General features: G+C 65.8%; 28 protein-coding genes. 25 read left to right on the top strand and 3 right to left on the bottom strand.

What is annotated here, in order from left to right:
* The 25 genes from G7Y49_RS03555 to nagA form a co-directional block, all read left to right on the top strand.
* Positions 1-2,330 (top strand): MBG domain-containing protein (locus tag G7Y49_RS03555; protein WP_304518551.1); only part of this gene is annotated, 2,330 nt, incomplete at its 5' end.
* Positions 2,331-2,447: 117 nt separating this feature from the next.
* Positions 2,448-3,791, top strand: coding sequence for a trigger factor (tig, locus tag G7Y49_RS03550; protein ID WP_165171234.1), 1,344 nt, complete (start codon positions 2,448-2,450; stop codon positions 3,789-3,791).
* A 7-nt stretch (positions 3,792-3,798) separates the two neighbouring features.
* Entirely contained in the window at positions 3,799-5,799 is a 2,001-nt protein-coding gene (locus G7Y49_RS03545) for a YgiQ family radical SAM protein (protein WP_241157249.1), read from the top strand.
* Positions 5,800-6,065: 266 nt separating this feature from the next.
* Entirely contained in the window at positions 6,066-6,896 is an 831-nt protein-coding gene (rplB, locus tag G7Y49_RS03540; RefSeq protein WP_165049944.1) for a 50S ribosomal protein L2, read from the top strand.
* 24 nt (positions 6,897-6,920) lie between these two features.
* Positions 6,921-7,196 carry a 30S ribosomal protein S19 gene (rpsS, locus tag G7Y49_RS03535; protein WP_165049968.1) on the top strand — a complete coding sequence of 92 codons (276 nt, stop codon included), beginning with the start codon at positions 6,921-6,923 and terminating at the stop codon, positions 7,194-7,196.
* Between the two features lie 14 nt (positions 7,197-7,210).
* Complete coding sequence (gene rplV / locus G7Y49_RS03530; protein WP_165049990.1) at positions 7,211-7,552, top strand: 50S ribosomal protein L22; 342 nt, start codon at positions 7,211-7,213, stop codon at positions 7,550-7,552.
* A gap of 5 nt (positions 7,553-7,557) precedes the next feature.
* On the top strand, positions 7,558-8,268 hold the full coding sequence (rpsC, locus tag G7Y49_RS03525) for a 30S ribosomal protein S3 (RefSeq protein WP_165049999.1): 711 nt from the start codon (positions 7,558-7,560) through the stop codon (positions 8,266-8,268).
* The gene (rplP, locus tag G7Y49_RS03520) at positions 8,268-8,690 is read left to right on the top strand and encodes a 50S ribosomal protein L16 (protein WP_165050028.1); all 423 of its coding nucleotides are present in this window, start codon (positions 8,268-8,270) and stop codon (positions 8,688-8,690) included. The genes rpsC and rplP overlap by 1 nt, the downstream gene beginning before the upstream one ends.
* Positions 8,691-8,885 carry a 50S ribosomal protein L29 gene (rpmC, locus tag G7Y49_RS03515; RefSeq protein ID WP_160710048.1) on the top strand — a complete coding sequence of 65 codons (195 nt, stop codon included), beginning with the start codon at positions 8,691-8,693 and terminating at the stop codon, positions 8,883-8,885. It begins immediately after the preceding gene.
* Positions 8,886-8,905: 20 nt separating this feature from the next.
* Positions 8,906-9,166, top strand: a complete 261-nt coding sequence (gene rpsQ, locus G7Y49_RS03510) for a 30S ribosomal protein S17 (protein WP_165171232.1) — start codon at positions 8,906-8,908, stop codon at positions 9,164-9,166.
* Positions 9,167-9,216: 50 nt separating this feature from the next.
* Entirely contained in the window at positions 9,217-9,585 is a 369-nt protein-coding gene (rplN, locus tag G7Y49_RS03505) for a 50S ribosomal protein L14 (protein WP_022740329.1), read from the top strand.
* A 20-nt stretch (positions 9,586-9,605) separates the two neighbouring features.
* On the top strand, positions 9,606-9,917 hold the full coding sequence (rplX, locus tag G7Y49_RS03500; RefSeq protein WP_165171250.1) for a 50S ribosomal protein L24: 312 nt from the start codon (positions 9,606-9,608) through the stop codon (positions 9,915-9,917).
* Positions 9,918-10,211: 294 nt separating this feature from the next.
* A complete protein-coding gene (gene rplE / locus G7Y49_RS03495; protein WP_165171230.1) occupies positions 10,212-10,757 on the top strand; it encodes a 50S ribosomal protein L5 in 546 nt (181 codons plus the stop codon).
* A gap of 101 nt (positions 10,758-10,858) precedes the next feature.
* Positions 10,859-11,044: a type Z 30S ribosomal protein S14 gene (locus G7Y49_RS03490; protein ID WP_103265579.1), complete on the top strand. Its 186-nt coding sequence runs from the start codon at positions 10,859-10,861 to the stop codon at positions 11,042-11,044.
* A gap of 103 nt (positions 11,045-11,147) precedes the next feature.
* Positions 11,148-11,546 carry a 30S ribosomal protein S8 gene (gene rpsH, locus G7Y49_RS03485; RefSeq protein ID WP_165050075.1) on the top strand — a complete coding sequence of 133 codons (399 nt, stop codon included), beginning with the start codon at positions 11,148-11,150 and terminating at the stop codon, positions 11,544-11,546.
* A 19-nt stretch (positions 11,547-11,565) separates the two neighbouring features.
* The gene (gene rplF / locus G7Y49_RS03480) at positions 11,566-12,105 is read left to right on the top strand and encodes a 50S ribosomal protein L6 (protein WP_165171228.1); all 540 of its coding nucleotides are present in this window, start codon (positions 11,566-11,568) and stop codon (positions 12,103-12,105) included.
* A 34-nt stretch (positions 12,106-12,139) separates the two neighbouring features.
* Positions 12,140-12,508 (top strand): 50S ribosomal protein L18, encoded by a 369-nt coding sequence (gene rplR / locus G7Y49_RS03475; RefSeq protein WP_165171226.1) that lies wholly within the window; start codon positions 12,140-12,142, stop codon positions 12,506-12,508.
* Positions 12,509-12,523: 15 nt separating this feature from the next.
* Complete coding sequence (gene rpsE / locus G7Y49_RS03470; RefSeq protein ID WP_165050119.1) at positions 12,524-13,051, top strand: 30S ribosomal protein S5; 528 nt, start codon at positions 12,524-12,526, stop codon at positions 13,049-13,051.
* Entirely contained in the window at positions 13,051-13,242 is a 192-nt protein-coding gene (gene rpmD, locus G7Y49_RS03465) for a 50S ribosomal protein L30 (protein ID WP_165171224.1), read from the top strand. The genes rpsE and rpmD overlap by 1 nt, the downstream gene beginning before the upstream one ends.
* A gap of 334 nt (positions 13,243-13,576) precedes the next feature.
* The gene (gene rplO, locus G7Y49_RS03460) at positions 13,577-14,026 is read left to right on the top strand and encodes a 50S ribosomal protein L15 (RefSeq protein ID WP_165050157.1); all 450 of its coding nucleotides are present in this window, start codon (positions 13,577-13,579) and stop codon (positions 14,024-14,026) included.
* Positions 14,020-15,300, top strand: a complete 1,281-nt coding sequence (secY, locus tag G7Y49_RS03455) for a preprotein translocase subunit SecY (protein ID WP_165171222.1) — start codon at positions 14,020-14,022, stop codon at positions 15,298-15,300. The genes rplO and secY overlap by 7 nt, the downstream gene beginning before the upstream one ends.
* Before the next feature lie 109 nt (positions 15,301-15,409).
* On the top strand, positions 15,410-16,036 hold the full coding sequence (locus G7Y49_RS03450) for an adenylate kinase (RefSeq protein WP_165171220.1): 627 nt from the start codon (positions 15,410-15,412) through the stop codon (positions 16,034-16,036).
* Positions 16,037-16,129: 93 nt separating this feature from the next.
* A complete protein-coding gene (locus tag G7Y49_RS03445) occupies positions 16,130-18,307 on the top strand; it encodes a cytochrome C oxidase Cbb3 (protein WP_165171218.1) in 2,178 nt (725 codons plus the stop codon).
* Positions 18,308-18,322: 15 nt separating this feature from the next.
* Positions 18,323-19,051 (top strand): glucosamine-6-phosphate deaminase, encoded by a 729-nt coding sequence (gene nagB / locus G7Y49_RS03440; protein ID WP_165171216.1) that lies wholly within the window; start codon positions 18,323-18,325, stop codon positions 19,049-19,051.
* A 21-nt stretch (positions 19,052-19,072) separates the two neighbouring features.
* Complete coding sequence (gene nagA, locus G7Y49_RS03435) at positions 19,073-20,227, top strand: N-acetylglucosamine-6-phosphate deacetylase (RefSeq protein ID WP_165171214.1); 1,155 nt, start codon at positions 19,073-19,075, stop codon at positions 20,225-20,227.
* Positions 20,228-20,361: 134 nt separating this feature from the next.
* Here nagA and G7Y49_RS03430 read toward each other — a convergent pair whose 3' ends face one another.
* The 3 genes from G7Y49_RS03430 to G7Y49_RS03420 all read right to left on the bottom strand — a co-directional run bounded on the left by G7Y49_RS03430 (position 20,362) and on the right by G7Y49_RS03420 (position 24,117).
* The gene (locus G7Y49_RS03430; protein WP_165171212.1) at positions 20,362-21,738 is read right to left on the bottom strand and encodes an ROK family protein; all 1,377 of its coding nucleotides are present in this window, start codon (positions 21,736-21,738) and stop codon (positions 20,362-20,364) included.
* Between the two features lie 98 nt (positions 21,739-21,836).
* Entirely contained in the window at positions 21,837-23,078 is a 1,242-nt protein-coding gene (locus G7Y49_RS03425) for an AGE family epimerase/isomerase (protein ID WP_206214538.1), read from the bottom strand.
* Between the two features lie 88 nt (positions 23,079-23,166).
* Positions 23,167-24,117: a dihydrodipicolinate synthase family protein gene (locus tag G7Y49_RS03420; RefSeq protein ID WP_165171210.1), complete on the bottom strand. Its 951-nt coding sequence runs from the start codon at positions 24,115-24,117 to the stop codon at positions 23,167-23,169.
* Positions 24,118-24,124 lie beyond the last annotated feature (7 nt).

The raw sequence follows: 24,124 nt of genomic DNA, 5'->3' as shown, positions 1-24,124 counted from the left end.
TCACCATCAACCCCGCGCCCCTCACCGTCACCACGCCCGATGCCAGCAAGACCTACGACGGCACGGCCCTGACGGCCGAGGGCGCCATCACCGGCTTCGTCAACGACGAGACGGCGACCTTCGCCACCACCGGCACGCAGACCGCGGTCGGCTCGTCCGACAACACCTACAGCCTGGTGTGGGACGGCACCGCCGAGGAGTCCAACTACGGGATCAGCGCGACCCTCGGCAGGCTGACGGTCAGCGAGAGCTCTGACGAGATCACGGTCACCACCACCGGCGGCGTCTTCACCTACGACGGCCAGGCCCACGGCGCGACCGTGGCGGTCTCCGCGCTGCCCACGGGCTACACGGTCGAGACCGCGACCTCGAGCGCCGCGGCGACCGACGTCGCCGAGGGCGCCGTCGCGGCCAAATGCGACACGCTCGTGATCAGGAACGCGGCGGGCGAGGACGTCACCTCCAAGCTCAACATCGGCTACGTCGACGGCTCCATCACCATCAACCCCGCGCCCCTCACCGTCACCACGCCCGATGCCAGCAAGACCTACGACGGCACGGCCCTGACGGCCGAGGGCGCCATCACCGGCTTCGTCAACGACGAGACGGCGACCTTCGCCACCACCGGCACGCAGACCGCGGTCGGCTCGTCCGACAACACCTACAGCCTGGTGTGGGACGGCACCGCCGAGGAGTCCAACTACGGGATCAGCGCGACCCTCGGCAGGCTGACGGTGACCGCCTCCGACATCTCCGACGCAGCCACCTTCGACGTCTCCAATCCTTCTGACACCGTCTACAACGGTAGCGAGCAGAGGGAACCTGTTGTAGTTACCAATACGGTTACGGGCGCGGTGCTAGTTGAAGACGTTGACTACACGCTGAGCTACAGCGACGACGTCACCAACGTCGGCGCCGTCGCAGTTACCGTTACGGGCATAGGCGGCTATTCGGGCGTGGTTGATCGCAGCTACCAGATCACCCCGGCTTTGGTTGAGGTTAGGGCTTTGGCTTCGACCAAGGTCTATAGCGCCGATGACCCGGTCTTTGCTGCTGACGTCAAGGGTCTCATTGGCTTCGATGCGGTAACTTACGCGGTCACGCGCCCTGGCGCTGGCGCCGATGAGGCGGTCGGCACCTACGAGAACGCCATCGTCGCCTCCGGCGATGAGCTTCAGGGCAACTACCGGGTGTCCTACGCGCCCGCTGATTTCACCATCTCCTCTTCCGACGCTTTGGCGTTGGCCGTCACTGGCTACACGGGCGTGTATGATGGCGTCGCGCATGGCGGCTTCGCCGTCCCGAGCGTTAGCGAGGGCACTTTGCTTGAATACAGCGTTGACGGTGGAGCTACGTGGTCTGAGATCGCGCCTGCTATCATAAACGCCGATGAGGGTCCCATGACCGTTCAGGTGCGTGCCACCAACCCGAACTACTGGACGGCGACTGGCAGCTACGTTCTCTCCGTCACTCCGGCTCCCGTCACCATCACGGTGTCTGATGCCTCCAAGGTGGCCGGCTCGGCTGACCCGACGTTCACAGGCGCGGTCTCTGGGCTTGTGGCCGAGGACGACCTGGGCGAGATCGCCTACAGCCGCATCGGCGATGACGAGGCCGTGGGAGCCTATGCCGGCGTGCTGACGGCAAGCTTCGCTGACAACCCGAACTACTCGGTGACGGTTGTCCCCGGTGACTTCACCATCACGGCTGCTCCTGTTCCCGAGGAGCCCGCACCTGACACGCCGAGTGGGACGACTCCTGATGACGAAGAGCCCGGCGGCACTACCCCCGAGGGCCCCACGCCGGGCAACCCCGGTGGCACCACCCCTGGCGGGACCACGCCTGGTGGTACCACTCCCGGCGGCACCACGCCGACTCCCGGCGGTACCACCCCCGGCAGCATCCTGCCGGTGGTCCCGACTCCGCCGACGCCGGCGCAGATCCCTGGCACGGTGCCTGACGGGGCGGCTGCCCCCGTCATCACGCCTCTCGTCGACGCGCTCGAGGGCGCGGCCGAGACCGTCATCGGCGAGGACGCCACGCCGCTCGCCGACATCGGCGACGAGGCCACCCCGCTGGCCGAGCGCCACGTGAGCTGCTGGGTGCACCTCTACATCATCCTCGGCATCATCGTCACGCTCGCCTACGCGGCATGCGTGGCGGCTCGCCGCGCGCTGTTCTCGCACCGCCTCAAGAAATACGAGGACGACCTCGCAGACGACGACAGCTCGCCTTCGAGGGAGCCTGTTCGCAAGGGCTTCGGGCTCGGCCCGATCCCGATGGCTCCGCGGGGCGCGACGGCGACGGCGTTCGCGAGCCAAAGCAAGTAGGGAAGGGCTGGATACACCTAATCCGTGTGCTTTTGCGCTGTTCCTGCGATAGAATGATGCCCAAGCACAACGAGGCGCCCGCAAGGGCGCACGGGAGACGAAGGAGAGAAACCCCTCATGAAGGTCAACCAGAAGAAGCTCGAGCCCGGCAAGGTCCGCCTCGAGGCCGTCGCCACCGTCGACGAGGTCAGCAACGTCCTGCAGGCGGCGCACGTGGCGTTCGCCCAGTCCATGGGCTTGCAGCCGCAGCAGGGCAAGACGGTCGCCGAGGTCGCCGAGGAGCACATGGGCATCAAGAACCTCGACTCCATCGTGGAGGCCAGCGCCATCGAGGCGCTCGTCCCGCTCGCGCTCGACAAGAAGAACATCGTGCCTCTGTTCCCGCCGAAGGCCGAGCCGAAGTCGCCGTTCAAGCGCGGCCGCCAGTTCTCCTTCGACGTGGAGGTCACGCTGAAGCCCGCCTACGAGCTCTCCTCGTACGACCCGGTCGAGGTCACCGTCCAGCCCTACCGCTTCAACGAGGCCGTCGTCGACGCGCAGATCGAGGAGATGGCGAAGCGCTACACCTCCTTCGTCGCAGACGACCCCCGTCCGGTCGAGAAGGGCGACAGCTGCCTCATCGCCATGAAGTGCTTCGAGAAGGGCGAGGAGCTCAAGGGCCTCAGCACCGAGGGCCGCACCTACACGGCCGGCAAGGGCTACATGCCCGAGGGCTTCGACGAGGCGATCCTGGGCATGCAGCCGGGCGAGACGAAGCAGTTCACCTTCGAGGGCCCCGGCATCGACGACGACTTCAACGAGATCACGCAGGTCATCGACTGCACGCTCACGGTGAAGGAGATCCAGAAGGAGGCGGTCCCCGCCATCGACGACGAGTGGATCGCCAAGAACATGCCCATGTACAAGGACCTCGCCGCGCTGCGCGCTGACATCGGCCGCAACCTCGAGCGCCAGGACCGCGAGCAGTACGACACCTACTGCATGCAGGCGGTCGCCTCCGAGCTCGGGCGCCGCTTCCAGGGCAAGATCGCCGACGAGGCCTACGAGGCCATGCGCGACAACCTCGTGCAGAACCTGCGCGTCAACCTGCAGCAGCAGGGCAAGGACTGGGAGGAGTTCGTGCAGGAGAACGGCGGCGAGCAGCAGTTCGGCATGATGCTCATGCTCCAGACGCGCGAGATGCTCGTGCAGGGCTTCGCGCTCGACGCGGTGTTCCGCCACGAGAAGCTCACGCTCACCGACGACGACATCAACGCCGCCTGCCGCATGATGAACCCGCAGGCGAACCCCAAGCAGATTCGCCAGCAGTTCGAGCAGTCGGGCCGCGGCTTCGCCCTGCGAGAGTCGGCCGAGCGCATGAAGGCCAACCGCTGGGCGCTCGAGCACGCGATCGTGAAGCATCCCGAGGAGGCACCTGCCGCAGCGCCTGAGGCGCCCGCAGCCGAGGAAGCCGCGGAGTAGCTCGCCCTTGCCGCACGCGAAGCCCCGAGAGAACAAGGCCGCAGCCCCCGCGCGAAAGGAGGCTGCGGCCTTTTCGCGCCCTCGCGGCGCTCGCGGCGCCCACGGCGCGAAGGGCGCTCGCAGCGCCCACGGCTCGCAGCAGCCCCCGCAGCCGCGCCCCACGGCCGCTGACTTCCTGCCCATGACGCGCGAGGCGGCGGCCGCGCGCGGGTGGGACGAGCTCGACTTCGTGTACGTGTCGGGCGACGCCTACGTCGACCACCCCTCGTTCGGCCACGCCATCATCACGCGCCTGCTCGAGGCGCACGGCTACCGCGTGGGCGTCATCGCGCAGCCCGACTGGCGCGACCCGGCCTCCGTCACCGTGCTCGGCGAGCCGCGCCTGGGCTTTCTGGTGTCGGCGGGCAACATGGACTCCATGGTGAACCACTACACCGTGGCCAAGAAGCGCCGTCACGCCGACGCGTTCACGCCGGGCGGCGAGGCGGGGCGCCGCCCCGACCACGCGGCGGTGGTGTACGCGAACCTCATCCGCCGCACCTACAAGAAGACGCCCGTCATCCTCGGCGGCATCGAGGCGAGCTTGCGTCGCCTGGCGCACTACGACTACTGGTCGGACTCCCTCAAGCGCTCCATCCTGCTCGACTCAGGCGCCGACCTCGTGAGCTACGGGATGGGGGAGCACTCCATCATCCAGATCGCCGACGCGCTCGCCGCGGGGCTCGCCGTCTCCGACCTCACGTTCATCGACGGCACCGTGTACCGGGCGCGCTCGCTCGAGCACGTGTACGACTACGAGCTCCTGCCCTCGTGGGACGCGATCCGCGCCGACAAGCTGAAGTACGCCGAGAGCTTCGCCGTCCAGTACGACAACGCCGATCCCGTCCGCGGCAAGCGCCTGGTCGAGCCCTACTCCGACCACGAGTTCGTGGTGCAGAACCCGCCCGCGCCCCCGCTGACCACCTCCGAGATGGACGCGGTCTACCGCCTGCCGTACGCGCGCACGTGGCACCCCGCCTACGACGCGGCCGGCGGCGTGCCCGCCATCGCCGAGGTGAAGTTCAGCCTCGCGAGCTGCCGCGGCTGCTTCGGCGAATGCTCGTTCTGCGCGCTCACGTTCCACCAGGGGCGCGTCATCTCGGCGCGCAGCCACGAGTCGCTCCTCGACGAGGCGCGCCTCATCACGCAGGACCCCGGGTTCAAGGGCTACATCCACGACGTGGGCGGCCCCACGGCGAACTTCCGCGCGCCGGCCTGCTCGCACCAGCTCGAGCGCGGCGCGTGCGCGCGCAAGCGCTGCCTTGTGCCCGAGCCCTGCCGCGCCATGGACGTGAGCCACGCCGACTACGTGGAGCTTCTGCGGAAGCTGCGCGCGCTGCCGGGCGTGAAGAAGGTGTTCGTGCGCTCGGGCATCCGCTTCGACTACGTGATGGCCGACCCCGACCCCGCGTTCCTGCGCGAGCTCGTGGCCCACCACGTGTCGGGCCAGCTCAAGGTGGCGCCCGAGCACGTGTCCGACGAGGTCCTGCGCCACATGGGCAAGCCCTCCCGCGCGGTGTACGACGCGTTCGTGCGCGCCTACGAGGCTGAGAACAGGCGCGCGGGCAAGAAGCAGTACCTCGTGCCCTACCTCATGTCGTCGCACCCCGGCTCAACGCTCAAGGAGGCCGTCGAGCTCGCCGAGTTCTGCCGCGACATGGGCTACAACCCCGAGCAGGTGCAGGACTTCTACCCCACGCCCTCGACCATCTCCACCTGCATGTACTACACCGGCGTCGACCCGCGCACCATGCAGCCCGTCTACGTGCCGCGCTCACCGCACGAGAAGGCCCTGCAGCGCGCCCTCATCCAGTACCGCAACCCCGCCAACTACGACCTGGTGGCCGAGGCGCTCGCGAAGGCGGGCCGCCGCGACCTCATCGGCTACGGCCCCGAATGCCTCATCCGCCCCCGCAAGCCCCGCAGCTCCCGAAACCCCGCGAAGGGGAGAGGAAAAAAACGTTCTTGAAATCCTTCCTGCGCGCGCATATAATATCTCTTTGCGTCTGCGTGTGTTATGGATACACCCGGACGCGTGGTTAGACGGAGTCGCGGCGCCGAGCCTCCATCGGCGCATGATCGGCAATCGCCTGGCCATGTAACGTAGAGGAGGTCCTTGGTGTGCGGAGAGGCGCGCGAGCAAGGGTCTCGGCGAGCTGCCGCCGACGTTCCACCTGCCGTCACCAGGCGCGGGGCGCAGGCGCGCTAGCTCGAAGGTACAGGAAAGGTTGAACTGTGGGTATTAAACAGTACAAGCCGACAAGCCCCGGCCGACGCTTCCAGACGGTCTCCGACTTCGCGGAGATCACCACGTCGAAGCCGGAGAAGTCGCTGCTTGCGCCGAAGCCTAAGAAGGCCGGGCGCAACAACTACGGCCGCATCACCACCCGTCATCAGGGTGGCGGCAACAAGCAGCGCTACCGCATCATCGACTTCAAGCGCAACAAGGACGGCGTGCCCGCCAAGGTCGCCACGATCGAGTACGATCCCAACCGCTCGGCTCGCATCGCCCTCCTGCACTACGTCGACGGCGAGAAGCGCTACATCATCCACCCCAAGGGCCTCAAGGTAGGCGACATGGTGGTAAGCGGCCCCGAGGCCGACATCAAGCCCGGCAACGCTCTGCCGCTGGCCAACATCCCCGTCGGCACGCTCGTCCACAACGTCGAGCTGCAGCCGGGTCGCGGCGCGGCGATCGCCCGCTCCGCTGGCACCAGCATTCAGCTCATGGGCAAGGAAGGCAAGTACGCCATCCTGCGCATGCCCTCCTCCGAGATGCGCCGCGTGCTCCTCACGTGCCGCGCCACCATCGGCGAGGTCGGCAACGCCGAGCACTCCAACATCAAGATCGGCAAGGCCGGCCGCAAGCGCTGGATGGGCGTTCGCCCCACCGTCCGCGGCACCGTCATGAACCCGGTCGACCATCCGCATGGCGGCGGCGAGGGCAAGAACAAGTCCGCTGGCCGTCATCCGGTCACGCCGTGGGGCGTTCCCACCAAGGGCCATCGCACCCGCAACCCCAAGAAGGCGTCGAGCCGCTTGATCATTCGCCGTCGCAAGAAGTAGCGCGTGACACTTTAAGGAGTAAAAGTGAGCAGAAGTTTGAAAAAGGGTCCTTTCGTAGAACCGCGCCTTCTGGGTCGTATCGAGGCTATGAACGCGGCTGGCGAAAAGAACGTCATCAAGACCTGGTCCCGTGCCAGCACCATCTTCCCCGAGATGGTCGGCCACACCATCGCCGTTCACGATGGTCGCAAGCACGTGCCGGTATACATCACCGAGTCCATGGTTGGCCACAAGCTGGGCGAGTTCGCCCCGACCCGCACGTTCAAGGGTCATTCGGCCGACAAGGGCAAGAAGCGATAGGATAGGGGTGAACAATGGAAGTTAAGGCAGTATCCCGCTACGTTCGCGTCTCCCCTCGCAAGGCTCGCGTCGTTGTCGACCTGGTTCGCGGCAAGTCCGTCGAGCAGGCTCGTGAGATTCTGGCATTTACCAACCGCGCCATCGCGGAGACCGTCGAGAAGACGCTCAACTCCGCCGTGGCCAACGCTGAGCACAACAACCACCTGCGCGCCGACACGCTCGTCGTGAAGGCCGCCTACGTGGACGAGGGCCCGACGCTGAAGCGCATCCGCCCGCGTGCCAAAGGCTCCGCGTCGCGCATCAACAAGCGCACCAGCCACATCACCATCATCGTCGCACCGCGAGAGGAGGCATAAAGTCCATGGGTCAGAAAGTCAGCCCTACTGGGTTCCGCCTGGGTATCACCGAGGATTGGCGCAGCCGTTGGTACGCCGACAAGAACTACGCCGCTACCCTCGAGAACGATCTTGCCATCCGCAAGTTCCTGGACACCTACCTTGCCCGTGCCGCTGTCTCCAAGGTTGAGATCGAGCGCGCCGGCGACAAGATCAAGGTCATCATCACCACGGCCCGCCCGGGCGTGGTCATCGGCAAGAAGGGCGCCGAGATCGACGCCCTGCGCAAGAAGCTCGAGAAGGTCGCCTCCGGCCCCGTCTCCGTCGAGGTCGTCGAGATCAAGCGCCCCGAGCTTGACGCCGTGCTGATCGCCCAGTCCGTGGCCGAGCAGCTCGAGGGCCGCGTCGCCTTCCGTCGCGCCATGCGCAAGGCCGTCCAGTCCGCCCGCAAGTCCGGTGCCAAGGGCATCCGCATCCAGTGCTCCGGCCGCCTCGGCGGCGCCGAGATGAGCCGCCGCGAGTGGTACCGCGAGGGTCGCGTGCCGCTGCACACCCTGCGCGCCAAGATCGACTACGGCTTCGCCACCGCCGCCACCACCATGGGCTCCATCGGCGTCCAGGTGTGGGTCTACCACGGCGACGTGCTCCCCGGCCAGAAGGCTCCGCAGCCGGCTCTCGAGGGAAGCTCCCGCCCGAGCCGCCGTCGCAACGATCGTAACGAGAGGGGGCACAAGTAATGCTCGTACCTAAGCGCGTCAAGCACCGCAAGGTGCAGCGTGGTTCCATGAAGGGCAAGGCCAAGGGCGGCACGCGCCTGAACCACGGTTCTTACGGCATCCAGGCCCTTGAGGCCCACTGGATCACCAACCGCCAGATCGAGGCAGCTCGTATCGCCATGACCCGCTACATGAAGCGTGGCGGCAAGGTGTGGATCACGATCTTCCCCGACAAGCCGATCACCTCGAAGCCCGCCGAGACCCGCATGGGTTCCGGCAAGGGCAACCCCGAGGGCTGGGTAGCTGTCGTCAAGCCGGGTCGCATCATGTTCGAGATCGACGGCGTTGACGAGGAGACGGCCAAGGAGGCCCTGCGCCTCGCCATCAACAAGCTGCCCATCAAGTGCAAGATTGTCACTCGCGAGACGGAAGGGCAGGAATAAATGAAAGCAGCAGAGATTCGTGAACTTTCTGCCGAAGACCTGCAGGCGAAGTTGAAGGAGGCGCGCGCTGAGCTGTTCAACCTGCGCTTCCAGATGGCCACGAGCCAGCTCGACAACACCGCCCGCGTCAAGCAGGTTAAGAAGGACATCGCGCGCATCCAGACCGAGATGCGTGCTCGTGAGCTGAGCGCGTAGCTTAAGGGAAGGTGTGAGAAATGACTGAAGAGCGCAATTTGCGTAAGGTCCGTCAGGGCGTCGTGGTCAGCGACACCAATGACAAGACCATCGTGGTAGCCGTCGAGCAGCGCAAGCCCCATCCGGTGTACGGCAAGATGATGACCACCACGAAGAAGTTCCATGCCCATGATGAGAACAACGAAGCCGGCGTCGGCGACACCGTTCAGATCATGGAGACGCGCCCGCTGTCCAAGATGAAGCGCTGGCGCCTCGTGAAGATCGTCGAGAAGGCCAAATAGCGCGTGTGCGTTGCATGCAGCTATCTTTTTAGGAAAGTTAGGTAAAGCATATGATTCAGATGCAATCCATGCTCGCGGTGGCCGACAACTCCGGCGCTCGCAAGGTGCAGTGCATCAAGGTCCTCGGCGGCTCCAAGCGCCGCTATGCGGGCCTCGGTGATGTGATCATCTGCAGCGTGAAAGAGGCTATGCCCAACGGTAACGTGAAGAAGGGCGAGGTCGTCCGCTGCGTGATCGTGCGCGTGAAGAAGGAGGTCCGTCGCGCCGACGGCTCCTACATCCGCTTCGACCAGAACGCCGCCGTTCTGATCAACAACGACGGCTCTCCGCGCGGCACCCGCATCTTCGGGCCCGTCGCTCGCGAGCTCCGCGACAAGAAGTACATGAAGATCGTGTCTCTGGCACCGGAAACGCTCTAAGGGAGGTGTCAGTCATGAAAATGCATGTGAAGAAGGGCGATACCGTCAAGATCCTGTGCGGCAAGGACAAGGGCAAGCAGGGCAAGATCCTGCGCTCGATCCCGCAGAAGCAGCGCGTGGTCGTCGAGGGCGCCAACATGATGAAGAAGGCCATGCGCCCGACTCAGGCGAACCCGCAGGGCGGCATCTCCACCGTTGAGGCCCCCATCCACGTCTCCAACGTGATGCTGGTGTGCCCGCACTGCAACCAGGCGTCCCGCGTCTCCAAGCGCGTGAACGAGGCCGGCAAGAAGGTCCGCGTCTGCAAGAAGTGCGGCAAGGACATCGACTAGGCCGACCTTGGCGGCACAGGAGCCGCGTCTAGCTCCGGTCGTTGGACGAAGCCAACTCCCTCCGCTAGCCACGTCTCCTGCACTCGCCAAGCTCACCCTCGTAGGGGATGAGAGATAATTTTCTGCCGCCGCAAGAGCGGCGGCAGAACGCTATTTTGAGCGCATGGGTTGACCGGGGAGGGGCTTTCAGGTAAAGTCTCTTCTTCGGGCGCCCATGCGCTCTATGGCCCTGGGATACCAGGGACGCGGGGTCGGAAATCCCGCGTTTAATTCATCGACGGAAAGGTTTCACCTATGGCTCCTCGTTTGAAGGAAAAGTATCAGAACGAGATCGTCGCCAAGCTCGAGAGCGAGCTCGGCATCACCAACATCAACCAGGTTCCGCGTCTCGAGAAGATCGTCGTGAACATGGGCGTGGGCGCTGCCGCCGGCGACTCCAAGCTGCTCGACGCCGCCATGAACGACATGCGCATCATCACCGGCCAGCAGCCCTGCGTCACCCGCGCCAAGAAGTCCATCGCCGGCTTCCACGTGCGCGAGGGCCAGGCCATCGGCTGCAAGGTCACCCTGCGCGGCAACCGCATGTGGGAGTTCCTCGATCGCCTGCTGGCGACCGCCCTTCCCCGCGTGCGCGACTTCCGCGGCATCTCGCCGAAGAGCTTCGACGGCCGCGGCAACTACACGCTCGGCATCACCGAGCAGCTGATCTTCCCCGAGATCGACTACGACAAGATTGATCGCACCCGCGGCATGGACGTCACGTTCGTGACCACGGCTGACGATAACGAGAGCGCCTTCGCGCTGCTTTCCGCGCTGGGCTTCCCGTTCAAGAGCAAGTAAACCAGACAGCCGCCTCGCAAGGGGCGGCTTGTTTGCGTAACCTCAGGCAACAAGACCTGAAGCATGGGGTTTCGGGTCTTTAAGCAAGAAAGAAGGAATGCATGGCTAAGAAATCGATGATCGCCAAAGCCAAGCGCGAGCCGAAGTTCTCCACGCGTCAGCACAACCGCTGCACGCGTTGCGGACGCCCCCGTGCTTACTATCGCAAGTTCGGCCTGTGCCGCATCTGCTTGCGTGAATTGGCCAACAAAGGCGAGCTGCCCGGCGTGACCAAGTCTTCCTGGTAAGAGCTGGCACACGTTTAGGGTGTGTCGACGTGAAAGGCGGAGGCGCTAAGGGCGCCGACGAACCGAACGCTCGGCTCATCACGAATCAAAGGAGAAAACAAACATGACAATGACCGATCCCATCGCAGATATGCTTACGCGCGTGCGTAATGCCCAGTCTGCCGGCAAGGAAACGGTGTCCATGCCCTCGAGCAAGAAGCTCATCGAGATTGCTCGCATCATGGACCAGGAGGGCTACATCCGCGGTTACGAGGTAATCGACGGCGAGCCCCGCGCGACGCTTGAGATCACGCTGAAGTACGGCCCGAAGAAGGCCAAGACCATCCGCGGCATCAAGCGCATCTCCAAGCCCGGCCTGCGCATCTACGCCGGCAAGGACGAGCTGCCCCGCGTGCTCGGCGGCCTCGGCACGGCAATCATCTCGACGAGTCACGGCGTCATGACCGACCGCGATGCCCGCAAGAAGGGCGTCGGCGGCGAGGTCATCGCTTACATCTGGTAGGAAAGGGAGGTATTGCATTATGTCTCGTATCGGCAAGATGCCCGTCACCGTTCCTGCTGGCGTTGACGTGACCATCGACGGCACCACGGTGACCGTCAAGGGCCCCAAGGGTGAGCTCACGCGCACCTTTCAGCCCTGCATGACCATCACGCAGGAGGGCAGCGAGATCATCGTCTCCCGTCCTGATGACACCCGTGAGTCCAAGAGCTTCCACGGCCTGACCCGCACCCTCATCCACAACATGGTCGAGGGCGTGTCCGCCGGCTTCTCCAAGAAGCTGCAGCTCGTGGGCGTCGGCTACCGCGCCGCGCTCAAGGGCAAGGACCTCGAGATGCAGCTCGGCTACTCGCATCCCGTTCTGGTGGAGGCCCCCGAGGGCATCACCTTCGAGGTTCCCAGCCAGACCGAGATCGTCGTCTCCGGCCCCTCCAAGGAGCAGGTCGGCCAGGTTGCCGCGAACATCCGCAAGTGGCGCAAGCCGGAGCCCTACAAGGGCAAGGGCATCCGCTACGAGGGCGAGCATGTCCGTCGCAAGGTTGGCAAGGCTGGCAAGGACTAAGCGTCCGCTCGGTATCTGATTGAAGGGATTATCAATGAATAAGCTTCAGAAAAAGCAGGCCGGGTTGGCACGTCGCCATCGTCGCGTTCGCGCGAAGATCTCTGGCACGGCGGCTCGTCCTCGTCTGTGCGTTACGCGCAGCAACAACAACATCTACGTTCAGTTCGTCGATGACGTTGCCCACACCACCATCTGCGGCGTCTCCACGCTCGGCCCTGAGTTCAAGGCCACGGGCAAGAGGGGCGGCAACGTCGAGGGCGCCTCTGCCCTCGGTGAGATCGCCGGCAAGCTGGCACTGGAAAACGGCGTGACGGAAGTTGTGTTCGACCGTGGCGGCCACCTGTATCACGGACGCGTCAAGGCTCTGGCCGAGGCTGCCCGTGAAGCTGGTTTGAAATTCTAGAAGGGGTTTTAGCTTATGGCTCGTAAACAACAGCAGGAGAACGCCGTTCCTGAGCTCCAGGAGCGCGTCGTCAGCATCAACCGCGTTTCCAAGACCGTCAAGGGCGGCCGCCGCATGCAGCTCACGGCCCTCGTGGTCGTCGGCGACGGCAAGGGCCGCGTCGGCGTGGGCATGGGCAAGTCCGCCGAGGTTCCCACCGCCATCAAGAAGGGCGTCGAGGACGCGAAGAAGAACATGTTCTCGGTCCCGCTGACCGAGGGCGGCACCATTCCCCACGAGGTGCTCGGCGAGTACGGCGCCGGCCGCGTGCTGCTGAAGCCGGCCGTTCCCGGTACCGGCGTCATCACCGGCGGCTCCGTCCGCGCGCTGCTCGAGCTTGCCGGCGTGAAGAACGTCATCGGCAAGTCCCTCGGCACCGACAACGCCATGAACATCGTGAAGGCTGCCGCCGAGGGCCTCAAGTCCCTCGAGAGCCCGGCTGAGGTTGCCGCTCGTCGCGACAAGTCCGTCGGCGAGATCTTTGGCTGGAAGGAGCAGAAGTAATGTCTGACGCGAAGAAGACCCTGCGCATCACGCAGGTGAAGAGCGCCATCGGTCGCAAGGCCGACCAGGGCAAGACGCTCAAGGCTCTCGGCCTCGGCAAGATCGGCCGCACGGTGGAGCAGGTGGACAACGAGTCCGTCCGCGGCATGATCTTCAAGGTGAAGCATCTTATCGAAGTTGAAGAGCTTTAGCTCTTCAACTTCTACGCCGACGCTGCGGTTTCGTACGGCACCTAGCCTAGCCCCTTGTTTGGGGCGCGGCGCGGCGCGAAGGCCGCTTGGCCCCAAGGCGGGGCTATTCCAGGCACCGTACGAACCCTCGCTGACTTAGCCGTCCATGTGAGGGGCAGTTGGCTGTAATGGATGAGAGCATATTAATGTTCTTATTCGGGTATAATGCTGTTCGGCGCGCCTTCTCATGAGGTGCGCCGTTGGCATAGTATTTGGAAGTTTGCTGGCGGCGAGCTGCCAGCATCGGGGGAGGGGCGAACCTGCTCCCCCGAAGCGTAATAAGGAGATTGACTCAATGGAACTCAAGGATCTGAAGCCTGCTGAGGGCTCTAAGAAGAACCGCAAGCGTGTGGGCCGCGGCCCTGCGTCCGGCCATGGCAAGACGGCCGGCCGCGGCATGAACGGCCAGAAGTCCCGCGCCGGCGGTGGCAAGGGTCCGGGCTTCGAGGGCGGCCAGACGCCGCTCGCCCGTCGTCTGCCGAAGCTCCCCGGCTTCCGCAACTTCAACCGCGTGGAGTACCTGCCGGTGAACGTGAGCCGCCTCGAGGCGAAGTACGAGGCCGGCGAGGTCGTCGACGGCGAGTCCCTGTGCGCCAAGGGCATCATCAAGCATGCCGACGCGCTCGTGAAGGTGCTCGGCGACGGCGAGATCACCAAGGCCCTCACGGTCAAGGTCGATAAGGTTTCTGCTTCCGCCAAGGCGAAGATCGAAGCAGCTGGAGGAAAGGTCGAAGAGCCTTGCTAAGCTCGATCATAGACGCGTTCAAGGTACCGGAGCTGCGCAAGAAGATCCTCTTCACGCTGGCGATCCTCGCGCTCTACCGCTTCGGCGCCTATGTGCCGGTCCCGGGCATCCCGTTCCATGACTTCGCCACGGCCTTCGCGGACACCGGCGTCGCCATGACGATGCTCGACCTGTTCACCGGCGGTGCGCTGTCGAACTTCTCGGTGTTCTCGCTGGGCATCATGCCCTACATCACCGCATCGATCATCATGCAGCTGATGCAGGGCGTCATCCCCGCCGTGGGCCGCTGGGCGCGTGAGGGTGACTCCGGTCGCCGCAAGATCACGCAGGTCACGCGCTACCTCACGCTGGGCCTGGGCCTCATCAACGCCATCGGCTACCTGCTGCTGTTCAAGTCGCCGGCCTACGGCGTGGTGTTCTCCACCGAGGTCCCCGAGATCGTCACCGACATCGTCATCGTATTCACGCTGGTCGCCGGCACCGCCTTCATCATGTGGATGGGCGAGCTCATCACCCAGCGCGGCATCGGCAACGGCATGTCGCTCATCATCTTCGTGAGCATCGTGTCCCGCGTGCCCTCCGCCATCTTCTCGTCCGTGAACCTCACGGGCGATCTGGGCATGGGCATCGCGCTCACCATCCTGATCCTGGCCGTGGTGCTCGTGTGCATCCCGCTGATCATCTACGTGGAGCGCGCGCAGCGCCGCATCCCGGTGAACTACGCCAAGCGCGTCCAGGGACGCAAGATGATGGGCGGCCAGTCCACCTACATCCCGCTGAAGGTGAACGCTGCGGGCGTCATCCCGATCATCTTCGCGAGCTGCATCATCTACTTCCCGGCGCAGCTGGCGGCCATCTTCAACGTGGATTGGCTGACGACGTTCGCGAACTGGTGCTCCACCGGCGTGGTGAACTGGATCCTCACGCTCGTGCTCATCGTGTTCTTCGCGTACTTCTACACCTCCATGGTGTTCAACCCCGAGGAGACGGCTGACAACATCCGCAAGCAGGGCGGCTTCATCCCGGGCGTGCGTCCGGGCTCGGCCACCGTCACCTACATCAAGAACGTGATCCACCGCATCACGCTGCCGGGCGGCCTGTTCATCGCCTTCATCGCCGTGGTGCCCACGATCATCTTCTACTTCACGGGCAACCAGCTCATCCAGTCGTTCGGCGGCACCTCGATCCTCATCATGATCGGCGTCGCGCTCGACACCATGAGCAAGGTCGAGAGCCAGCTGAAGCAGCACAACTACGAGGGCTTCTTCAAGTAGGGAAATCTCGCACGTTAACTGGAGAGAGGACCCGTCTCGCAAGGGGCGGGTCCTCTCTTTTGCTAGAATAGAACCACCAATCTGTCCACCATCGAAAGGATCGACTGAAATGAACATTGTGTTGCTGGGTGCACCGGGTGCCGGCAAGGGCACGCAGGCGGCGAAGCTCGTCGAAGAGGAGGGCCTGTGCCACATCTCCACGGGTGACATTCTGCGCGCGGCGGTGAAGAACCAGACTCCTCTGGGCGTGAAGGCCAAGGGCTACATGGACGCCGGCGATCTGGTGCCGGATGACCTGATCATCGACCTCATGAAGGAGCGCATTCAGCAGCCTGACACCGAGAAGGGCGTCATCCTCGACGGTTTCCCGCGCACGACCACCCAGGCCGTGGCGCTCGACACCATGCTCGCCGAGCTCGGCCGCCCGCTCGACGCGGCGCTGCTGATCGACGTGGAGGCCGAGGTCATCGTGAACCGCCTCTGCTCGCGCCGCATGTGCAAGGAGTGTGGGCACATCGGCTCCGCCGCTGACGCGGCGTGCCCGAAGTGCGGCGGCGAGATGTACCAGCGCGACGACGACAACGAGGCCACGGTGCGCAACCGCCTCGACGTGTACGAGAAGTCCACGAGTCCGCTCATCGACTACTACCGCGGCTGCGAGCTGCTCGTCACCATCGACGGCGACCGCGACCCGCAGGTGGTCTACGCCGACGTCAAGGAGGCCCTGAAGCTCTAGGCTCCGCCTGCCCTGACGGTACCTGCGCTCTCTTGGGGACGTGATCCCGCGCCAGCGTGTCTGGCGCGGGATTTTTTCGTATAATGGACTGACATGCCTACCATTCGCCAGAACATCTCCTACGCCTACAAGCGCTCGGTCAAGCCCTACCGCGCGTCGATCGTCCACATCGTGCGCTCGGTGGCGGTGCTCTTCCTCGCAGCGCTGCTGCTCGAGGTGTTCGTCTTCAACTACAACTACTTCGCCACGCTGTCGAACAAGCCGATCAACCTGAAGGACCAGATCGAGCTTGCGAAGGGCGACGACGGGCTGTTCCGCTTGACGGCGGTCGACCACGTGATGGAGTTCAAGAACCTCAACACCGAGGTGCGCAACATCCGCATCGACTTCGACGAGCACCAGCCGGCGCAGAACCTGCGCGTGAAGGTCCAGTTCACCGACGACGCGCACCACACCTACTTCGACTCCACCGAGTACACCGTCGGCGTGCCCGAGGTGGACGTCTCCACGTACGTCACCGAGAGCGAGTACATCAACCTCAACACCGCGGGCTACGTGAACAACCTGCGCATCGAGGTCGTCGGCGACGAGGTGACCTACCCCATCAAGCTCTGGACGGTCTCGCTCAACGCGCACTGCCCCTTCACCTTCAGCGGCGCGCGCTTCACTGCGGCGTTCGGCCTGCTTCTGCTGTGCTTCATGTTCCGCCCGCGCTCGTCGATCTACCGCATCAACATCGTGGAGAACCCGCGCCGCTCGAAGGCGGGCGTCATCGGGATGGTCGCCGTCGAGATGGCGCTCGTGAGCTCGCTTCTGTTCTTCGGGTCGAACCTCGTGGGCGTGGCCACCTCGAGCTACAACTTCGGCTCGTGGGACGGCACCTCGGTGGTGAACACCTTCGAGGTGGGGGGCGACAACGCCCAGCAGTACGCCGAGCTCGCGCGCGCCATGGCCAAGGGCCAGCTCTACCTCGACGAGGAGCCGCCCCAGTGGCTGCAGGACATGCCCGACCCCTACGACAAGGGCGCCCGCGACGAGGCGCAGAAGGAGACGGGGGAGGCGTACCTGTTCGACGTGGCCTACTACGAGGGGCACTACTACGTGTACTTCGGCGTGGTGCCGGTGCTTCTGTTCTACCTGCCGTTCTACCTGGTGACGGGTGCGAGCTTCCCCACGGCCGTCGGCGTCCTCATAGCGGCCCTCGCCTTCATCCTCGGCTGCTCGGCGCTGCTCGACCGCTTCGCGCGCTACCACTTCAAGCGCGTGAGCCTGGGGCTCTACCTGCTGCTGCAGATCCCGCTCGTGTTCTGCTGCGGCATCCTCTACCTGGTGAAGTTCCCCACGTTCTACTCGCTGCCCATCATGTGCGGGCTGGCGTTCTCGGTGTGGGGGCTGTACTGCTGGATGCGCGGGCGCCTCTCGAAGCACGCGTGCGCGTGGTATCTGGCCGGGTCGCTCTGCATGGCGCTCGTGGCGGGATGCCGCCCGCAGCTGCTCGCGCTCTCGCTCTTGGCGTTCCCGCTGTTCTGGCGCACCTACATCACGAAGCGCCGCCTGCTCACCCCGGCGGGCGCGCGCGAGTTCGCGTGCCTAATCGCGCCGTACGTGGTGGTGGCCGCGGGCATCATGGGCTACAACTACGCGCGCTTCGGGTCCCTCACCGACTTCGGCGCCAACTACAACCTCACGGTGAACGACATGACCAAGCGCGGCATGAACGTCGGCCGCCTCGCACCCGCGTTCTTCGCGTACTTCCTGCAGCCGCCCAACGTCACCGGCACGTTCCCGTTCATCCAGGCGGTGGACTTCAGCACCACCTACATGGGGCAGACCATCAAGGAGGTCACCTTCGGCGGCATCTTCGCGTGCCTGCCCGTGCTGTGGATCCTGCCGTTCGCGCGCCGCATCCTCGACCTGCGCCGCCGCGCGCGCTCCACGCGCACCATCATGGGCGTCATCGTGGTGCTGCTCGCCTCGGGCGTGCTCGTGGCCCTGCTCGACGCGGAGATGGCGGGCATCCTGCAGCGCTACTACGCCGACTTCAGCTTCATGTTCCTGGCGGCGGTGGTGCTCCTGGCGTTCATCGTGAACGAGAACATGGCGGCGGGCTCGACGGCGCACGTGATCGGCATGAAGGTGCTGCTCGTGCTGGTCGCGCTCAGCGTGCTGTACAGCGCGCTTCTGTGCTTCGTGCCCGAGACGGGCTGGTACTCGGACATCTATCCGTGGGCCTATCAGGATATAATTGAAACCGCCCAATTCTGGACCTAAGGAAGGGATAACGACATGAAGCTGATCATCGCGAAATCGTACGAGGACATGAGCCGCCGCGCCGCCGACGTGCTGGCTGCGCGCGTGAAGGAGCAGCCGAGCTGCGTGCTGGGCCTGGCCACGGGCTCGACCCCCATCGGACTGTACGCTGATCTGGTGAGCGACTACGAGGCGGGCGAGATCAGCTTCGCCGACGTGGAGACGTACAACCTCGACGAGTACCGCGGTCTTTCCGGCGACCACGACCAGAGCTACCGCTACTTCATGAACGACAACCTGTTCGACCACGTGGACATCGACAAGGCGCGCACGCACGTGCCCGACGGCGCCTGCGCTGACGCCGAGGAGGCGTGCGCTGCGTACGAGGCGGCCATCGAGGCGGCCGGCGGCGTGGACATCCAGCTCCTCGGCCTCGGGCACAACGGGCACATCGGGTTCAACGAGCCGTGCGACGAGTTCCCGAAGGCCACGCACTGCGTGCAGCTCACCGAGAGCACCATCAACGCGAACAGCCGTCTGTTCAACTCCGTTGACGAGGTGCCGCGCGAGGCGTATACCATGGGCATCGGCACCATCATGAAGGCCCGCGAGATCCTCGTGGTGGCCAACGGCGAGGGCAAGGCCGACATCGTGCGCCGCGCGTTCTTCGGCCCCGTGACGCCCGAGGTCCCCGCGTCCATCCTGCAGTTCCATCCCAACGTGACGGTGATCGTCGACGAGGAGGCCGGAAGGCTCTGCGAGTAGGTCCCGAGAAAGGACGTGCCCATGATAATCAAGAACGGCTTGGCGTTTGACGGCGAGGGGTTCGTCGCGCGTGACGTGCTCGTCTCGGGCGGCATGTTCGCCGAGGCGGACGCGGCCGCCGGCGCCGCGAGCGCGGGCGCGAACAGCGCGGGCGCGGGTGACGTCATCGACGCCGCCGGCTGCTACGTGATCCCCGGCTTGGTGGACCTGCACTTCCACGGCGCCGCGGGCGGCGACGTGTCGGACGGCGACGACGGCGGGCTGCACGCGATGGGCGCCTACGAGGCGTCGCGCGGCATCGGCGCCATGTGCCCGGCCACCATGACGCTGTCCGAGGAGATACTCGGGCACGCGCTGGGCGTCGCGGCGGCCTTCGAGCCGGCTGATGACGAGGCCGAGCTCGTGGGCGTCAACATGGAGGGCCCCTTCATCTCGCCCTCGAAGGTGGGGGCGCAGAACCCCGAGTACGTGCACGTCCCCGACGCGGCGATGTTCCGCCGCCTCCAGGAGGCGTCCGGCGGCCTCATCAAGCTGGTCGACATCGCGCCCGAGGAGCCCGGCGCCATGGAGTTCGTCGAGGAGCTGGGGGGCGAGGTGCGCGTCTCGCTCGCGCACACCTGCACCGACTACGACACGGCCGCGCTCGCCTTCGAGAAGGGCGCGCGGCACCTCACGCACCTGTACAACGCCATGAACTCCATGCACCACCGCAAGCCCGGTCCCATCCCGGCGGCGGCCGAGCGCGACGACGTGACGGCTGAGATCATCGCCGACGGCGTGCACATCCACCCGGCCATGGTGCGCCTGGCGTTCAACCTGTTCGGCGATGACCGCATGATCCTGATCTCGGACACGCTGCGCGCCGCGGGCATGCCCGACGGGGTGTACGACCTCGGCGGGCAGGACGTCACGGTGAAGGGCTTTGAGGCGCGCATCGACAACGGCGCGCTCGCCGGCTCGGTGAGCGACCTCATGCGCTGCCTCTACGTCGCGGTGCATGACATGCGGATACCGCTCGCAAGCGCTGTGAAGGCCGCTGCGTCCAACCCGGCGCGCGCCCTGGGGCTGGAGGGTCGCTACGGCACCCTGGACGCAGGGGCGGTCGCCAACGCCGTCCTGCTCGACCAGGAGACGCTCGAGGTGAAGCAGGTCATCCTCCGCGGCAAGGCGCTGTAGGGCCGCTGCGGCGCACGGCAGCGCGCGCCGCGGGAAGGCTTCCCGGAAAACGAGAGGACCCCCCGGAGGGAGGGTCCTCTCTTCGTTCGCAGGGGCTCTCAGCCTTGCGCGGGCTTCTTGCGCAGACTTCGTCCTTACAGCTCGGGGAGGGAGGCGGCGGCCACGGACTGGCCGACCCGGCGCATCATCTCGTCGGGCAGCGTCACGTTCACCTTCGCCGCCAGCTCGGGGTGCTCCTCTCCCAGCACGCGGTTGCACTCGCTGATGATGAGGTCCCCGCCGACGCCCGAGGTCACGCGACCCAGGATCAGCAGCGTGTCGATCTCGTAGAAGGCGCTGTACAGCACGAGGGTGTGCGCCAGGTACACGCCGATGGAGCGGAAGATGTCGAGCGCGCCGGCATGCCCCTCGTTGGCCAGGCCCTGGACCACCTTCAGCTTCTCGGCGGGGGAGAGCTCGGGGTCAAGCTCGATGCCCGCGGCCGGCGCCAGCTTGATCACGCAGTCCTGGCTGAAGTACTTGCAGCCCACGCCGAAGTCGCCCGACCACTCGTCCTGCATCGCGGTGGGCGCGAGGTCGACCGGCGCGAAGGCCAGCTCGTTGATCCAGCCGAGCACGTTGCCCTCGGCGTTCACGTAGCCCACGGCTTCGGACGTGCCCATGGCGATGCCGAGGATGTTGCCCTTGCCGGTGGACATGAAGCCCGCCAGCGCCGTCACGTCGCCGTCGTTGGCCACCACGAGCGGCACGTCGCCGATCTCGGCGGCGGCGCGCGTGTAGATGCTCTTGACCTCCTCGCGGCGCTCGCGCGGCACCTTGATGAACAGCGACGCCACCATGGGCTGGTTGTTCACGTAGTCGCCCGCGGAGGACACGCCGATGGCGTCGACGCGCGGCATCTTGGAGGCGGCCGTCTTGAAGGCGGTCACGATCTCGTTGAAGTGGTAGGCGGGGTCCTCGGTGACCTTGGGGAACCACACGACCTCCTCGGAGTACACCGACTCGCCGTCGATGACGGCCGACACCTTGCGGTCGGAGCCGCCCGCGTCGAAGCCGATGCGGCAGCCCTCGGTGTGCCCGCCGATGGCCTTGGGGGCCTCGTTGGCGGCGGGGAAGTCAGCCTCGGACACCGCCACCACCTCGAGGTCCTTCTCGTAGAGGTCGTCCACGAAGCCGTGGTCGAAGGCGCGGGCGCCCTGCGGGCTGTACATGGCGGCGATCTTCTCGGCGATGTCGTCGCAGCCGCAGACGTAGACCTTGAAGCCGCCGATGCTCCACAGCGAGAACTTGATGAGGCGCTCGACGTAGCGCAGGTCGGCCTCGGCGAACTCGCCGCCGCGGATCGCGCTCTCGCGCACGGAGATCAGGCCGTCCTCGCGTTCGACGGCCACCTTGACGGGGTGCGTGGCGCCTTTGAGGTACTCGCGCATCCACACGCCGAAGGGGACGTAGTCGCCATCCAGGACGGGCATGTTCTCGACGGAATACTCGATGCCCAGGTAGTTGCTCATGTTCTTCCTTTCTCGGAGAAGCGTTTGCAAGGGGTGGGGGAGGCCGGTTCTCGTGGGGAGGGCCGGCCCCGCAGGGGAGGCTAGCCCCGCGGGGGAGGCTAGCCCTCCAGGATCTCGGTCAGGATGCGCTCGGTCATGGCCAGGGCGCGCGGCACGTGGAAGGGTCCCTTGAACGTGGAGCCCTTCGTGGAGGGCATGGTGGGCTTGCCGTCGCGGCGCAGATAGCCGTACCACTCGCCGTACTCCGGGTCGGCGAAGTGCTCGCGCGCGTAGTCGAGCGTCTTGAAGAACCACTCCAGGAAGTACGGGTCGCGCGTGTCGCGGTACGCCTTCGACGCGGCGATCATGATCTCGTTGTGGGGCCACCACAGCTTCATGTCGTGCTCGTACGCCTCGGGCGGCAGGCCCTTGGCGTCGATGAAGTACAGAAGCCCGCCGTACTCCTCGTCCCAGCCGGCCTCGATGGCCAGGCGGAAGATGTCCTCGGCTGTGGCGTGCAGCTTCTCGTCGCCGCGGTAGTTCGCCTCGTCCATCATGAACCAGCTGCACTCGATGTCGTGCCCGGGGTTCACCACGCGCCCCGCCGTGTACCACAGCTCGGGCTCGCCCTGGGCGTTCACGCTCTCGAGCGTGCAGCCGAGCTCGGGGCGGTAGTGGAAGCTCACGATGCGGTCGGTGCACTCGCGCGCGTGCCGGTCGTACTCGTCGGCGTGGGCCGGGTCGACCCGGCGCATGATGCCGATGATGTTGAGGAAGATCATCGGGTCGCCGAGCGCGTAGCCCGAGCGCGTGGCCGCGATGGTCTTGGGGCCGAGCCCCGCGGGGTCCTCGATGAGGCCGTTGTTCAGCTCGTAGATCAGCCGGTACGCGCGCCGCGCGCGCTCGAGGTGCTCAGGCGAGCCCGTGACGCCGTAGTACTCGGCGTTGGCGATGCAGTAGAAGCCCTCGGAGAAGCAGTAGCGGCGCTGGCGCAAGGGCGCGCCCTCGGCCGTCACCGTGAAGTACAGGCGCCCGCCCGCGTCGTGGTTGATGCAGTGGTCCTCCAGAAAGTCGATGCTGCTCTTGGCGGCGGCGAGCCAGTCGGCCTTGCCGGTGTCGAGCCATGCGGGCGCCTCCTCGCCGTACAGGTGGGCGAGGTAGGAGAACGTCCAGCCGCAGCGCCCCTGCATCCACACGCTCTTGTCGGTGGAGTAGACCGCTCCCGCGCGGTCGAGGCAGGTGTACACGCCGCCGTTCTCGGCGTCCATGCCGTGCTCAAGCCAGAAGCTGACGCTGGCGTTCAGCTCCGTGCGGATCCACTCGCGCGCCTCCGCGAGCCTCGTGATGTCCTCAGCAGTCAATGGCCCTCCTCACGTTAAGTGCGTTGCCTGGTCTGCGGGGCGCCGTGGGGCGCCCCGGCGGTCTTCGCGTCGTGCCGTGTCGCGGCCCCTAGTAGGTGGTGCGCACGGGCGCGTCGGGGTCCATCATGCCCTCCCGCTTGAGGATGGCCACGATGCCCTCCACGTCGTCGCCCTTGAGCGGCTGGACGGGCTCGCGCATCTGGTTGGTGTTGAACACGCCCATCTGCCACAGCGCCGTCTTGAAGGCGCCCACGCCCGCGCCGAAGCCCACGGTAGCCCTCACGTGGCGCGTGACGAACATGAGGCGCGCCAGGTGGTCCTGGAGCTCCTTCACGCGCTCCCAGTCACCCGCCTGCGCGGCGCGCCACTGCTCCACGTAGCTGTAGGGGTCGACGTTCGCGAGCCCCGGCACCGAGCCGTCGGCGCCGCCCAGATACGCGCCGTCGACGACGACCTCGTGCCCGGTGAGCAGCTGCAGGGGATGCCCTGCATCCTCGTTCTCGAGCATGAGCCAGCGGAAGCTGACGTCGTCGCCCGAGGAGTCCTTCACGCCCTGCAGCACGCCGTCGCACCCCAGGCGCACCAGCATGCTCGGGTCGAGCTTGGTGTGCACGCACACGGGCAGGTCGTAGGCGAACAGCGGCAGGTCGGTGTACTCGCGGATGGCGCGGAAGTGGCGCTCCGTCTCCTTCGGGCCGCCGAGCGCGTAGAAGGGCGCCGTGGCCACGAGCGCGTCGACGCCGAAGCCCGCGGCGCGCTTGGCCTGGTCCACGACGCGCATGGTCTCCATGTCGACGATGCCGGCCAGCACGGGGACGCGCCCGTTGACGATGGCGACGGCCTCCTGCAGCACGTGGTAGCGCTGCGCGTCGGTCAGAAACGCCACCTCGCCGCTCGAGCCGAGGAAGAACAGGCCGTCGACGCCCGCGTCGATCATGCGGTTGACCGACCGGTTGAAGGCATCGAGGTCGAGCGACTTCTTCTCAGTGAGCGGAATGATGACAGGGGGTATGACGCCCCGGATCTTTGAGGTTTCCATAGCACAC

This window comes from Adlercreutzia sp. ZJ242 (assembly GCF_011038995.1).
Taxonomy (GTDB): domain Bacteria; phylum Actinomycetota; class Coriobacteriia; order Coriobacteriales; family Eggerthellaceae; genus CAAEEV01.
The sequence above is the reverse complement of the archived record's forward strand: the minus strand, read 5'-3'. Positions and strand labels throughout refer to the sequence as shown.